Annotated in this window: 12 protein-coding genes; 7 read left to right on the plus strand and 5 right to left on the minus strand. The window is 59.2% G+C overall.

The window, feature by feature from the left end; all coding sequences use genetic code 11:
• Positions 1-77: 77 nt before the first annotated feature.
• From L904_RS19135 to L904_RS19145, 3 genes are all read left to right on the plus strand, one after another.
• A complete protein-coding gene (locus L904_RS19135) occupies positions 78-659 on the plus strand; it encodes a thymidine kinase (protein WP_020812127.1) in 582 nt (193 codons plus the stop codon).
• Between the two features lie 113 nt (positions 660-772).
• Entirely contained in the window at positions 773-1225 is a 453-nt protein-coding gene (locus tag L904_RS19140; RefSeq protein WP_020812128.1) for a pseudoazurin, read from the plus strand.
• Between the two features lie 238 nt (positions 1226-1463).
• Entirely contained in the window at positions 1464-2615 is a 1152-nt protein-coding gene (locus L904_RS19145) for a DUF2333 family protein (RefSeq protein WP_035262494.1), read from the plus strand.
• A 31-nt stretch (positions 2616-2646) separates the two neighbouring features.
• Here the strand turns inward: L904_RS19145 and L904_RS19150 are convergent, their stop codons facing one another.
• Complete coding sequence (locus L904_RS19150; protein WP_035262491.1) at positions 2647-3363, minus strand: LuxR C-terminal-related transcriptional regulator; 717 nt, start codon at positions 3361-3363, stop codon at positions 2647-2649.
• A gap of 100 nt (positions 3364-3463) precedes the next feature.
• A complete protein-coding gene (locus tag L904_RS19155; protein WP_051671881.1) occupies positions 3464-3985 on the minus strand; it encodes a TIGR00645 family protein in 522 nt (173 codons plus the stop codon).
• Between the two features lie 358 nt (positions 3986-4343).
• Between L904_RS19155 and L904_RS19160 the strand changes: the two genes are divergently transcribed.
• Positions 4344-6611 (plus strand): TonB-dependent hemoglobin/transferrin/lactoferrin family receptor, encoded by a 2268-nt coding sequence (locus L904_RS19160; protein WP_035262489.1) that lies wholly within the window; start codon positions 4344-4346, stop codon positions 6609-6611.
• A gap of 56 nt (positions 6612-6667) precedes the next feature.
• Here L904_RS19160 and L904_RS19165 read toward each other — a convergent pair whose 3' ends face one another.
• Entirely contained in the window at positions 6668-7591 is a 924-nt protein-coding gene (locus tag L904_RS19165) for an extensin family protein (protein WP_035262487.1), read from the minus strand.
• A gap of 336 nt (positions 7592-7927) precedes the next feature.
• Here L904_RS19165 and L904_RS19170 point away from each other — a divergent pair, with 336 nt between their 5' ends.
• Positions 7928-10117, plus strand: a complete 2190-nt coding sequence (locus L904_RS19170; RefSeq protein ID WP_035262485.1) for an anthranilate synthase — start codon at positions 7928-7930, stop codon at positions 10115-10117.
• A complete protein-coding gene (locus tag L904_RS19175) occupies positions 10114-10626 on the plus strand; it encodes a GNAT family N-acetyltransferase (RefSeq protein ID WP_035262484.1) in 513 nt (170 codons plus the stop codon). Before L904_RS19170 ends, L904_RS19175 begins: the two co-directional genes overlap by 4 nt.
• On the opposite strand, the gene L904_RS19180 is transcribed toward L904_RS19175, so the two are convergent.
• On the minus strand, positions 10623-11567 hold the full coding sequence (locus L904_RS19180) for an HD-GYP domain-containing protein (RefSeq protein ID WP_035262482.1): 945 nt from the start codon (positions 11565-11567) through the stop codon (positions 10623-10625). The genes L904_RS19175 and L904_RS19180 overlap by 4 nt on opposite strands.
• Before the next feature lie 278 nt (positions 11568-11845).
• On the opposite strand from L904_RS19180, the gene ade reads away from it, so the two are divergent.
• Positions 11846-13540 carry an adenine deaminase gene (gene ade, locus L904_RS19185; RefSeq protein WP_035262480.1) on the plus strand — a complete coding sequence of 565 codons (1695 nt, stop codon included), beginning with the start codon at positions 11846-11848 and terminating at the stop codon, positions 13538-13540.
• A gap of 66 nt (positions 13541-13606) precedes the next feature.
• Here the strand turns inward: ade and L904_RS19190 are convergent, their stop codons facing one another.
• Entirely contained in the window at positions 13607-14158 is a 552-nt protein-coding gene (locus L904_RS19190) for a hypothetical protein (RefSeq protein WP_035262479.1), read from the minus strand.
• Positions 14159-14269 lie beyond the last annotated feature (111 nt).

Here is a 14269-nt window from a genome sequence, read left to right on the forward strand (position 1 = left end):
CGCGATGTGCCGATTCAACAGGTTGGAGCATTGTTGAGAAGCGTCCGAAGGACGCAAGGGCGCTCCGGGAGTGGATAATGGCAAAACTCTATTTCAATTATTCGACGATGAACGCCGGCAAATCGACCATGCTGCTGCAGGCATCCTATAATTATCAGGAGCGCGGCATGCGCACACTGATCTTCACGGCTGCCTTTGACGACCGGGCCGGCGTCGGCCGTGTCGCCTCGCGCATCGGCCTCTCCTCCGACGCCCTGACCTTCGATGACAATACCAACCTGTTCGCCGAGGTATCGGCCCTCACAGCCGAAGCGCCGGTCGCCTGCGTTTTCATCGATGAAGCCAACTTTCTCTCCGAACACCATGTCTGGCAGCTTGCCGACATTGTCGACAGGCTGAACATCCCGGTCATGACCTATGGCCTGCGCACGGATTTTCAGGGAAAGCTTTTCCCCGCCTCGAAAGAACTGCTCGCCATTGCCGACGAGCTTCGCGAAATCCGCACCATCTGCCATTGCGGCCGCAAGGCGACGATGGTCGCCCGCTTCGACAATGAAGGAAAGGTCGTGACGGAAGGCGCGCAGATCGATGTCGGCGGCAACGAGAAATATGTTTCCTTCTGCCGCCGCCACTGGGTGGAGACGTTCAAGGGCGAGTGAACATCTGCGTCCGGTTGCCGCATTTGATTTTCCGCAAAGATGGCTCCCCCGCTCCTGGGCTAAGACGACGGCGACACATTCGCGTGGATGTGCTTTCTCTCAGGAGCAAAACTATGCAGAACAGAACTGCCAAATTCGCCGGCCTCGCCATTCTCGCAGGTCTTTTCGCCTTTCCCGTCCTTGCTGCCGAAATCGAAGTGAAGATGCTCAACAAGGGCAGCGACGGTCAGGCGATGGTCTTCGAGCCCGCAACCGTCAAGGCCGCCGTCGGCGACGTCATCACCTTCGTCCCGGTCGACAAGGGCCATGATGCGGCAGCCGTGAAGGACATGATCCCCGAGGGTGTCGCAGACTTCAAGGGCAAAATGAACGAGACGGTGAAGTTGACGGTCGAGAAGGAAGGCGCCTACGTCGTCAAATGCACACCGCATCTCGGCATGGGCATGATCGCGCTCGTTGTCGTCGGCGATGCCGCGCCGGCCAATCTCGACGCCGTCAAGAACGGCAAACTGCCGAAAAAGGCACGCGACCGGCTGAACGACGAGATCGCCAAGCTCGGCCTCTAGGCGCATATCCCTTCGGTTCCGCGGCGGCTATTGCTCCACAATCGGTGTGGAAAGCCATAACGGCCGGCGCGGACCGCAGGTTGAGAAAAGTTTCGCAATCATGTTGTATCCCGGTTGACCGGGACATATCTGGAAGACAGTAAATGACCGCGGTTTATACGAAGCGCCGAAGGGCGCGGGCGGGCCGCGTGTTTTTCTTCCGGCGTCCAGCCCCACGGGCAGAGGAGACTATGACGACATGATCGACCGGATCACCGCTTTGATTCAGGCAGCCTTCAGCGCCATCGGCAGGGCCGCCGGTCTTCTCGTCGCCTGGCTTTTGTGGCCCTTCATGGCCGCCCACGGCTGGTACAGCGGCCGCAACTGGCTCATCAAGGGTCCGATCGCCCTCATCGTCATTCTTCTTGCCGGCTTTTACGGATATTTCATCTGGCAAACCCAGGTCTGGACGAATTTCGACCCGGATTACGTCGCGCGCTACAAGCTTGAAGAGCGCACCGTGCCTGCCGGGCAGGAATTGCCCGCCGCCGCCCCGGCGGGTGGCGCAACGGGTGCCGCCGCAAACACATCGGCGCCGGTCTGCCAGCGTTCGGCCATCGTCGACGCAGCCGCCGATCTCACCGATTTCAACGTCAACCAGAACGCCTGGATTTCCTCCATGCTGCTCTATCGTCTCGGCCTCTTCGGCATGAACTGGGACAGCACGCCGTTTCTGGACAACAAGGCCTCGTTCCAGCGCGGTGTAAACCAGGCCGTGCGCCGCACCTCTGTTGAACTGGTGGATACGCTCGGCCGCGTGCGCGGAACCTCCGGCATCAATAACAATCTCCAGGAAGCGCGCGGCAACATGCAGTTCAGCGAATATTCCTGGTATTTCGGTCTCGATCCCTTCGGCCCGAAGACGCCGACCCCCAGCTATTACCGCGCCGCCATCCGCAGCTTCCAGGCCTTCAACGGCGAACTCACGGCCTGCAAGGCGGTCTTCGATACCCGCGCCGACAACCTGATCCAGTTCATCGATCGTATCGCCGGCGACATCGGTTCGACTTCGGCGATCCTTCGCGAGCGTTCGGAAAACTATAATGGCGGCTGGTTCGACACCCGCGCCGATGACCGCTTCTGGTTCGCTTATGGCCAGCTCTACGGTTATTATGGCGTGCTTTCCGCCGCAGGATCGGACTTCGCGCAGGTCATCCGCGAGCGTAACCTGACAAACCTGTGGAACGACACGCTGTTGCAAACCCGCGCGGCGCTGCGCATCCAGCCGGCGATCATTTCCAATGGTGAGGAAAGCGGCTGGATCATGCCGTCGCACCTCGCCACCATGGGATTTTACGTTTTGCGAGTGCGCTCGAATCTCGTCGAGCTTCGCTCGGTTCTCGACCGGTAAGGCAGAGGCCTCCCCCGGACGACAGGTTCGATCAGTCTATCAGGCCAAGGCGTATAGCCTTGGCCACGAGCTGGGTGCGGTTGACGCAGTCGAGCTTGCGGATGGCGTTGTTCATATAGGCATTGACGGTATGTTCCGAGATGGAGAGAAGCTCGGCGATCTCCACGGAGGTCTTTCCCTGCGCCGTCCAGCGCACGACGTCGAGTTCCCGTTTCGTCAGTGGCGAGGGACCCCTGGAATTGGCGCGACAAAGGCGGTCATAAACCTCCAGCGCATGCAGCACGATCATGCTCAGCTCGTTCAGCGAGGCTTGCGGCAGGACATCGCGATCGCCTGCGAAATTCATCAGATGCCGGTTGCCGTACATGCCGTGCACCGGCACCATCAGACCAGCCGTAATGCCCATGCTGCTCAGCGAGGCCGCCGCATCCACCAGCGGTCCGCAGGCAATATCCGGATCCTGCAGCGACCAATATTGCGGCATCATCGACGACGCGCCGCGCTTGATGACGGGACAGTCCCCAAGCGCGCCGTCCCTGGTCATCGCATTCACGACCCAGATCGGCAGGCTGCTTTCGACAACCGTTGGCAAGGCATAGGCATTCTGTCCGCCGGGCAACCGCAAAAGGGTCACATAGGCGTAACCGAAGGCGCGCATCACTTCCCGCAGCGCCTCCAGCCATTGGGATTTGTCGGCAGCAGCCGACAGATCGTCGCAAAGTCTGGCCTGACGCTCCGTCTTCACCATTCACGCACCCTCGACACGCCGGGACGCAGCGCCCGGAGCGTAAAACATGCGGCATGGCCAGAACGGGGTTGCGACCTTCATATCGGCTGGACCATCCTGATCAAAGCACCGGCTTTTCGGATTTGTCCTTCGGCTTTGCCATCAGTTTTTCGAGGAAACCGAGCATGACCGCCGAGACGACAAAAGCCAGATGAATGATGGTGAACCACATCAGCTGGCTGTCCGTATACTGGCTGGCGTTGAGGAATATCTGCAGCAGGTGGATCGATGAAATCGCCACGATCGACGACGCGACCTTGATTTTCAGGCTGCCCGAGTCGAGCTTGCCCAGAAACGAAACCTCGGCATCCGACTCGTCGAAGCGGCTGACGAAGTTCTCGTAACCGGAGATCATCACCATGACGATCAGGCTGGCGACCAGCGCCGCATCGATCAGACCCAGCATGGCGAGGATCATGTCCGCTTCGTCGTAGGTGAAAACGTTCTTCGCAACTTTCAGAAACTTGAGCGCGAAGGAAAACGCATAAACCGCCAGTGCCGCGACGAGCCCGAGATAAAAAACGACGAGCAGCCAGCGGCTGGAGAGGATGATCCGCTCGACGAGCAGTTCAAGAGACTTCATTTCCGTATCCGATTAATAATCTGTTTATTGTTGGGGCATGGTTTGTTTCGCCATGTAAACTGGCTGCGAATATCCTAGCAAGCGGCAATGTCGGGACTTTGACCGTACCGTGGCGTTTTCGCACCCCATCCACCAGTGAGTTTCGAGAGCGGATAAGCGTCATATTTTTGCAACATACTGTTATGCTTTAAAACATGATGTAAAAAGTCATATATAATATGTTGACAGTTATCGTCATGTTTTTTAGTCCTCGCTTATCGGCTCGCCCGTAACAATCAAAACAGTTTCAGCCGCGGCGGCAAGCGCGGCGTGCCTTCGCACGCCGTGGCCCATTCGCGCGCCTACCTGGGGGTACTTAATGTCCATTTCGCGCACGCATTCCGCGCTGCTTCTGTGCACTGCCATCTCTCTTCTGCCGCTTGCCGGCCCCGCGCTGGCACAGGATGCCGCGTCGCAGGCGGACGGCGCCACCACGCTTGAAAGGATCGTCGTCAAGGGCAAGCGCGTCAAAAGCGCCAATGCCGCCGCCGACACGCCGCTGGCGAGCCAGACCACGGCGGAAGACATCCGCAAGAAGGAGATCAACAATGTCCGCGATCTGGGCAATACCACCGAGCCGGGCGTCGATTTCATCGAATCCAAGCCCGGCAAGCCGGGCGGCCTGTTCATCCGCGGTCTGGGCGGTGCGCGCGTCACGACGCTGATCGACAATATCCCCGTTCCCTTCTTCGAAAACTATGCACGCGGCACCACCGCAACGACCAGCACAAGCGACACCAACAACAGCTATGATTTCTCGTCCCTCTCCACCGTCGATGTGGTGCGTGGCGCGGATTCGAGCCGTATCGGGGCCGGCGCTCTCGGCGGCGCGCTGGTGCTGCGCACGCTTGAGCCGGAAGACCTGATCGGACCGGACAAGGATTGGGGCGGCGTTGCCAAGCTGACATATGATAGCGAAGACAAGAGCTTCGGCGGCTCCGTCGCCGTCGCCAAGAAAATCCAGAACACCTCCATCCTGTTCCAGGGCGGTTACAGGAAGGGCCATGAGCGCGACAGCCAGGGCACGGCCGATATTATCGGCGTGAACCGTACCAAGGCCAATCCCCTCGACTACGACCAGTACAATCTGCTGTTCAAAATCCGCCAGGACCTCGAAGGCGGACACCGCATCGGGTTCACCGCCGAGCGCTTCAACCTCGACAGCGATTCCAACCTGAAAACGTTGCACGGTGTCAGCGCCGGCGGCGCCAATACCTACGCTCGCGACAATTATTGGGGTTACGACGACACCCGCCGCGAACGCCTCTCCCTCGACTATAGCTACGAGGCGCCGTCCACCGACGCGCTGATCGATGCTGCCAATCTCACCCTTTATTGGCAGCGGCTGATCAAGGATGCCGGCTCGTTCGGCGCACTGTCGAACAATACCCGCTACGAGCGTCACAACGAGATGGACGAAAGCTCTTTCGGCCTTGCGGGCGATACGTTGTCTGAGTTCACGACAGGTAATTTCAACCATCAGATCCGATTCGGAGGCAATCTGCAGTTTTCCGATACGGAACAGTTCATCAACGCTATTCCCGTCACCGCCTCGCAGGCCGATATCCCGAAAGTTGACGGCAGAAGGCTCGGCCTTTACATTGATGATCGGATCGGTTTCGGTGATAGCGGCTTTGCACTGACTCCCGGTGTGCGTTTCGACTGGTACGATTACGATCCGAAGCAGACCAGCGATTTCAGCCGCAACACCGGCTCCACCCGGTTTGCCTTCCCCGACGGACAGAGCGATTCCCGCATTTCGCCGAAGCTTCTGGCAACCTATCAGCTGACACCGGAAGTGGAACTGTTCGGCCAATGGTCAATGGCCTACCGTCCGCCGACCATCAACGAAGCCTATATAAACTTCACCAATGCCAACGGCGGATATGCCAATGTCGGCAATCCCAACCTGAAGCCGGAAACCGGAAACGGTTTTGAAATCGGCGCGAACTACGCCGCCGACGATCTGACCGGCAGCCTTACCCTGTTCCATAACCAGTACAAGAACTTCATCGACGTCTATCGCACCACGACGACAGCGGTGACGACACCGGGCGTCGGCACGCCCGGCATGCTGATTACCTGGCGCAACCGCGCCGAAGTCGAAATTTCCGGCGTGGAAGCCAAGGCCCGCAAGGACTTCGCCAACGGCGTCTTCCTGCACGGCTCGCTTGCCTATGCCTATGGCAAGGACAAGAACACCGGCGAATTCATCCGCAGCGTCGCACCTTTCAAGTCCATTCTGGGCGTCGGCTACGAACAGGAGCAATGGGGCGTCGATCTGTCGACCATCATCTCCGCCGGCATGCGCGAAGATGGAACGGCGACAAGCATAACCGGCTCCTCGTATCAGACCTTCGATGCACCGGGATACGGTATCGTCAACCTCACCGGCTGGTGGGAGCCGGAACAAACCAAGGGCCTGCGCATTCAGGCGGGCATCTACAACGTCTTCGACAAGACCTATTGGAATGCAGTCGGCGTTCGCGATATCAGCACCACCGCGACCTCCTCGACGAACCAGCCGGTCGCCTTCTATTCCGAACCCGGACGCACCTTCAAAATCTCTCTGACCCAGAAATTCTAAAACCGGGCAGAAACATCATCTCCAGTCGGGGCGGCCTTCGGGTCGCCCCTTTTTTATCAGCGGCAATAGAGATAGCCGCCTTTTCGCTCCAGCACGTCGAGATGCAGGTGATCCTGATGAGTGGCGTCGCTGCCGGGCGAAAGAACCGTGCGGAAGAACAGGCAGGCGGCGGCGGTGATCGTGCGCTGGAAAGCGCCTTCCGGCGTTCCGTCCTCACCGCGCGGCTTCATTACCAGCGGCTCGCCCTTATCGAAGGCGATCGTGGAAATATCGACGGCATTGCCCTTGGCATGTTCGGAAATCTTGCCGTTTTCCGCGCTGTTGCGGTTGCGGCAGATATAGGTCGAGGCATTGGCGATGGCCGTCACCTTCTTTTCCGGCAGCGCAAGGGCCGCCGCCGGCAGCATCATCTCCTTTGTCCAGCGGGAAAGCGCGAGCGCGGTTTCGCAACGCATGGTGCCCGATGGTTCCAGCTTGATGCCGGGCAGAACCACGGAAAGCTCGACAGGCGCTTCGATGCCGCAGCCCTGCTCCGCATCGCGGATAGGTTCAAGCTGCTTGAACTCGGCGCCAATCTCCTTCAATGCGCCAAGGCATGCCTGAAGCGCGGCCGGGTCTTCCGGCCTCACCGGTTCCGGCGGCTTCTCTTCCGGTTTTGCGGCGTCAACGTCCGGTTTCCGTTGTTCGCCCTCCTCTTTGCCCTCCCCCGCCTTGCCTTCGACGCCTTTCTTGCTGTCATCGGACCCCTTGTCTGCCGGCGTCTTGCCGTCATCCGGTTTCCCCTCTTCCGGGACCTGCGGTTTCGGGGCCGGTTTCGGCGCTTCCGTCGGGCTTTGCGGCGGCTCGTCCGATGGCTTTTCCGCGGGGGTGGCGGATTGCCCCTCGCCCGGTTTCGGTTGCGGCACCGGCACCTGTGCCGGCGGTTCAGAGGCGGAAATCAATGCGAGGGTGGTTACCAGAAGACACAGGCGATGAAGCATTTTTCGGGGCACTCCTGACCGTTTCGGCAGGAGTGCAACGCCGCGACGGCCCGTAAGGTTCATTCCCTCACCGAAATCCGCTTGCCAAGGCGGATCGTGCACGCTAACAATTTTCCCATGAACATCGTGTCTAAGAACATTGCTAACTGGTGGTGGGGCAGCTTTTCGCGGCCTTGACCAGTCATGTCTTCAGACAAAGTCCAAGCCGCCCGAATTTTCAGGCGGCTTTTTTGTTATTTTGCCGCCTGTCATCGGGCTTGAACAACAGAAAGCATGCGCGCAAAAGTGCTTGACGGTTTTGCGATAACGACATGCGAAAAAACGAGTACGAAAGAAATGGTAACGATCATTCAGGATGACGGCGCGGAAACCTACGAGACGAAAGGCGGCATCAAGGTCAGCCGAAAGCGTCGGCCCGCCGATTACACCAGCGCCATCGATAATTATATCGAAAAGCTCGATTCCCATCGCGGCGCGGTTTTTTCGTCCAACTATGAATATCCGGGCCGTTACACCCGCTGGGATACGGCCATCGTCGATCCGCCGCTCGGCATTTCCTGTTTCGGCCGCAAGATGTGGATCGAGGCCTATAATGGCCGCGGCGAAGTGCTGCTTTCCTTCATCACCGAAAAGCTGAAGGCGACGCCAGATCTCACGCTTGGCGCGTCCACCACGCGCCGTCTCGATCTGACCGTCAACGAACCGGACCGCGTTTTCACCGAAGAAGAACGTTCGAAAATCCCGACCGTCTTCACGGCGCTGCGCGCCATCGTCGACCTCTTTTATTCGAATGCGGATTCGGCCATAGGCCTGTTCGGCGCCTTCGGTTACGATCTCGCCTTCCAGTTCGACGCGATCAAGCTGTCGCTGGCGCGCCCGGAAGACCAGCGCGACATGGTGCTGTTCCTGCCCGACGAAATCTTAGTCGTCGACCACTATTCCGCCAAGGCCTGGATCGACCGCTACGATTTCGAAAAGGGCGGCGTGACGACGGACGGCAAGTCCTCCGACATCGCGCCCGATCCCTTCAAGACCACCGATACGATCCCGCCCAAGGGCGATCACCGTCCCGGCGAATATTCCGAACTGGTGGTCAAGGCCAAGGAAAGCTTCCGCCGCGGCGATCTGTTCGAGGTCGTTCCCGGCCAGAAATTCATGGAGCGTTGCGAAAGCAATCCGTCGGCGATCTCCCGCCGCCTGAAGGCGATCAATCCCTCGCCCTATTCCTTCTTCATCAATCTCGGCCATCAGGAATATCTGGTCGGCGCTTCGCCGGAAATGTTCGTGCGCGTCTCCGGCCGCCGCATCGAGACCTGCCCGATTTCCGGCACCATCAAGCGCGGCGACGATCCGATTGCCGATAGCGAGCAGATCCTGAAACTGCTCAATTCGAAGAAGGACGAATCCGAACTCACCATGTGCTCGGATGTGGACCGTAACGACAAGAGCCGCGTCTGCGAGCCGGGTTCGGTAAAGGTCATCGGCCGCCGCCAGATCGAGATGTATTCGCGCCTCATCCACACGGTGGACCACATTGAAGGCCGCCTGCGCGATGACATGGACGCCTTTGACGGCTTCCTCAGCCACGCCTGGGCCGTCACCGTCACCGGTGCGCCGAAACTCTGGGCCATGCGCTTCATCGAGGGTCATGAAAAGAGCCCGCGCGCCTGGTATGGCGGCGCAATCGGCATGGTCGGTTTCAACGGCGACATGAATACGGGCCTCACGCTGCGCACCATCCGCATCAAGGATGGCATTGCCGAGGTGCGTGCGGGTGCGACGCTGCTCAACGATTCCAATCCGCAGGAAGAAGAAGCCGAAACCGAACTGAAGGCCTCCGCCATGATCGCCGCCATTCGCGATGCCAAAGGCACCAACGCCGCCGCCACCAAGCGCGACGCCGCCAAGGTGGGCACCGGTGTGAAAATCCTGCTCGTCGACCATGAAGACAGCTTCGTGCACACGCTGGCGAATTATTTCCGCCAGACGGGCGCGACCGTCTCCACCGTCAGAACGCCGGTTGCGGCAGAGGTGTTCGATCGCTTCCAGCCCGATCTCGTCGTGCTCTCTCCCGGACCGGGCAGCCCGACGGATTTCGACTGCAAGGCGACGATCAAGGCCGCCCGCGCCCGCGAACTGCCGATCTTCGGTGTCTGCCTCGGCCTTCAGGCACTGGCGGAAGCCTATGGCGGCGAGCTTCGCCAGCTTGCAGTTCCGATGCACGGCAAGCCCTCACGCATCCGCGTGCTGGAACCGGGTCTCGTCTTCTCCGGTCTCGGCAAGGAAGTAACCGTCGGCCGTTACCACTCGATCTTCGCCGACCCCTCCACCCTTCCGCGTGATTTCATCATCACGGCGGAAAGCGAGGACGGCACGATCATGGGCATCGAACACGCCAAGGAACCGGTGGCCGCCGTTCAGTTCCACCCGGAATCGATCATGACACTCGGCCAGGACGCCGGCATGCGCATGATCGAAAACGTCGTGGTGCATCTGACCCGCAAGGCGAAGACGAAGGCGGCATGATGGCCGCTGCCGACGCCATCAGCATCGAACCCATCCGGGCGGAGCACGTTGAGAGCTTTCACCGTGCTCTCGATGCGGTGTCGCGCGAGCGGAAATATCTGAGCTTCCTGGAGGCGCCGCCGCTCGATTCGGTCCGCGCCTTCGTTCTCGACATGATCGAAAACGACCATCCGCAATTCGTGGCGATTGCGGATGGCAAGGTGGTCGGCTGGTGCGATATTCGCCGCGAGAGCAGACCCACCCATGCCCATCGCGGCACGCTCGGCATGGGCATCCTGCCCGCCTATCGCGACAAGGGGCTGGGCGGACGGCTGATGCGGCAGACGCTCGATGCCGCGCGTCAATGCGGGCTGCACCGCGTGGAGCTGAGCGTGCATGCGGACAATACGAGAGCAATCGCGCTTTATGAAAAGATCGGTTTTGTGCATGAAGGCCGGGGCCGTGACACCGTTCTGATCGACGGGCGTTACATCGACAGCCTGAACATGGCGATCATCTTCGGCAACTAACCCCTCGGCAGCGAGGCGGAAATACACAGCGCGAATTTCTTCAGCAACTGCATGTCGAAATGCCCTTCCCGCCGCAGCATCCAGGTCAGCGCGTCATTCGCCGTCCACGGCTTCTTGTAGGGCCTGACCGAGGTGATGGCGTCATAGACGTCGCAAATCGCCGCGATACGCGCATAGAGGCTGATCTGGCTGCCCGCACGGCCGCTCGGATAACCGCCGCCATCCATCCGCTCGTGATGATTGAAGCAGACATCGAGCACCATCTCCGGCATCTGCGCGTTGCGCGACAATATATCCCGGCCGAATGCGGGATGGAGATTGATGATTTCCCGCTCGCTGGCGCTCAACCCTTCCGCCTTGTTGAGGATCGATGAGGGGATTTCCACCTTGCCGATATCATGCAGCAACCCGCTGATGCCGAGCAGATTGACCGTTCCCCTGTCGAGCCCGAGATAATTACCGAAGAGGATCATCAGCCCGCTGACGGAGACCGAGTGCACGAAGGTCGTTTCGTCTTTCGATTTCAGGCGGGTAACCCCGATGAAAATCGCCGGGTTCGACTGCACGGCATCGGAAATCTTGCCCGCCGCCGCAGCCATGCCCTTCAGCGAAACAATGCCGCCGGCCTCTGCAGAAGCAAAGGTCTCGGCAATCGTATCGGCGGCCGAGCGTACGGCATGGGTGACGGCGGCGACGGTTTCCGGGCAATTGCCCGGTTGCGGCGAAACGGCCGCGGAACGCGCGCTGCCTTCGGTATCGTATCCCTTGGCCGTGTTGATGACGATGCTTTCGGCGCCGCTTGATTTCAATTGACGCATTAATTCCTCGTGCCGCAAAAGAAAGCGGTGCCGTTTTAAAAATCCCTGGTTCGAAAGCGTTCCTTCGACCGCTTCGATAAACATGCCAATCGTCAGTTGCTGGGTGGAAATTCGTTTGAGCATCAGATGCTTTTATTTTCCTTCCCGGGAATGATAACCTGAAACCGTAATTCGTAAAAATGTCGGCACGCAACCGGCTAAACTATAAAGGTGAAGTCAAGCCTTCCCAACGCTGCCTAAACTTGCACCTCGAAAGATTAGATAACACAAATATGAAAATTTTTTACTCTGGATATATTTAAAACTCAAAGAATCAATCCGAATAGACCAAGAAACAACCATAGAATGTAAATAGTGAAAATTCTCGCATACGACGTAAATCAGGAGCCGAAGAGACCCGCATGAATTCCAGACTTGAAACGCGCATCGATCAGGGTACGGGCCGTGAACCGGCGGATATGGTTCTCAAGGGCGGACGCTTCTTCGACCTCGTCAGCGGCGAACTCGTCGCTTCGGATATCGCCATCTGTGGCGACACCATCGTCGGCACCTGCGAGAACTATAAGGGGCGACAGGAAATCGACATTTCCGGAAAGATCGTCGTTCCGGGCTTCATCGATACGCATCTCCATATCGAATCGTCGCTGGTGACACCGCACGAATTCGACCGCTGCGTTTTGCCCTATGGCGTTACCACCGCCATTTGCGACCCGCATGAGATCGCCAATGTTCTGGGCGTGGAGGGACTTCAGTTCTTCCTCGACAGCGCCATGGAAACCATCATGGACATCCGGGTGCAGCTCTCCTCCTGCGTGCCCGCCACCCATCTGGAAACCGCCGGCGCCGATCTGCCCATCGAAAAGCTGTTGCCGTTTCGCAATCATCCAAAGGTCATCGGGCTTGCCGAATTCATGAATTTTCCGGGCGTCATCCACAAGGATCCGGTGTGCATGGCGAAGCTCGAGGCGTTTCAGGGCCAGCATATCGACGGGCATGCACCGCTTCTCTCCGGCACGGCGCTGAACGGCTATCTCGCCGCCGGCATCCGCACCGAACATGAATGCACGAGCGCGACTGAGGCGCTGGAGAAAATCCGCAAGGGCATGCATATTCTGGTGCGTGAAGGCTCGGTCTCGAAGGACCTGCACGCCCTGATGCCGATCATCACCGAGCGCCTGTCGCCCTATCTGGCCCTCTGCACGGATGACCGCAACCCGCTCGACATCGCCGAACAGGGCCATCTCGACTATATGATCCGCACGGCGATCGCCAGCGGTGTGGAACCGCTCGCCATCTACCGCGCCGCCTCGATTTCCGCCGCAAAAGCCTTTGGCCTGCGCGACCGCGGCCTTGTCGCACCGGGCTGGCGCGCCGATCTCGTGGTGGTCGACAGCCTGCAGAACTGCAAGGCCAGCATGGTGCTTTCCGGCGGCCGGATCGTCGATGACGCCCTTTTTGCCACGCGTAAACCGGTCGCACCCGTCGGCCTCGACAGCGTCAAGGCAAGACCCGTGCTCGCTTCCCATTTCGGCGTGCCGGTTACGGAAGGCGAAAGCCCCGTCATGGGCGTACTTCCCGGCAAGATCATTACCGAGCACCGCCGCTACAGGCTGCCGACGGATGGCAACCAGACCACCGTCGATCTCGTGAACGACATCATCAAGGTCGCCGTCATCGAACGCCACGGCAAGAACGGCAACCATGCCAATGGTTTCGTTCAGGGCTTCGGCCTGAAAAAGGGCGCCATCGCCTCCACCGTCGGCCATGACAGCCACAATATCTGCGTTGTCGGCGTGAGCGAAGACGATATGGCGCTGGCCGCCAACCGGCTCGGCGAAATCAAGGGCGGCTTCGTGGTGGTGGAAGACGGCAGGGTGACGGGCGAGATCGCTTTGCCCGTCGCCGGGCTGATGAGCCTCGAACCCTATGAGACCGTTCGCGATACGCTGCACACGCTCAGAAAAGCAGCCTATGCGCTCGGCACGACGCTGGAGGAACCCTTCCTGCAGGTCGCCTTCCTGCCCCTGCCCGTCATCCCGCATCTGAAGATTTCCGATATGGGCATGGTGGATGTGGACCGGTTTGCGCTGATCTGACGGTAGTTTGCCGACCGGAGGCAGTGGAAAACACTCAATCCGCGTTTTGAGGCCGCGAGAGCGGCCTCATGCTTTCGTCTCCGAAGGCCAGGTGACGTAGTAATATTTGCCCGCGACCCTGCCAAAATAGGCGTGTTTTCCCGTCGCCTTGTCGACATAGCTGCCGCTTCCATCCTTGGAAAGCTCGCCGTCTTCGCTGCGCTTCAGCTGCGTGTTGAGGAAATCCACCCAGTTGGTCTTGGCAATGTCGGTGGCTGTCGTCGGCTTGGCGTTTTTCTGGTTCGGATCCCACGCATTGATCGTTTTGCCCTGGGTGGGGTTCGAAACCTGCAAGGCCCCACGCTCGAGAGCACTCATTATCGACCGGGCGCGCAGATATTGCGCCGGATCGTCCCCCGCCAGGGAAAGCTTGGCCCTCAGATTCCGCATGAAGGCGGGCGATGCGATATAATCGGCTGACGAGGTTTTGGGGGCTGGTTTCGGTGTTGATGCGCGGGCCGCCGATTGTCCGGAAAGGAAGACCTCTCGGATGGATGGAAGGGTGGCCTTAGCTTTGGCGCGTGGCGAGGTGGAATTCGCGGTATTGGACTGATTGAAATTCTTGATTGAAACGGACATGACAATCCCTGCTTCACTTTATGGGTGGAGACCGAAAAATCTGTAGGTTTCAATGATTAATACTGGAAGCTTGTCCAAAGCTCGCCAACAACGAAGTAAATATGAAAAAAT

Origin of the sequence: Agrobacterium sp. LY4, from assembly GCF_001526585.1 — a bacterium.
Lineage (GTDB): Bacteria > Pseudomonadota > Alphaproteobacteria > Rhizobiales > Rhizobiaceae > Agrobacterium > Agrobacterium leguminum.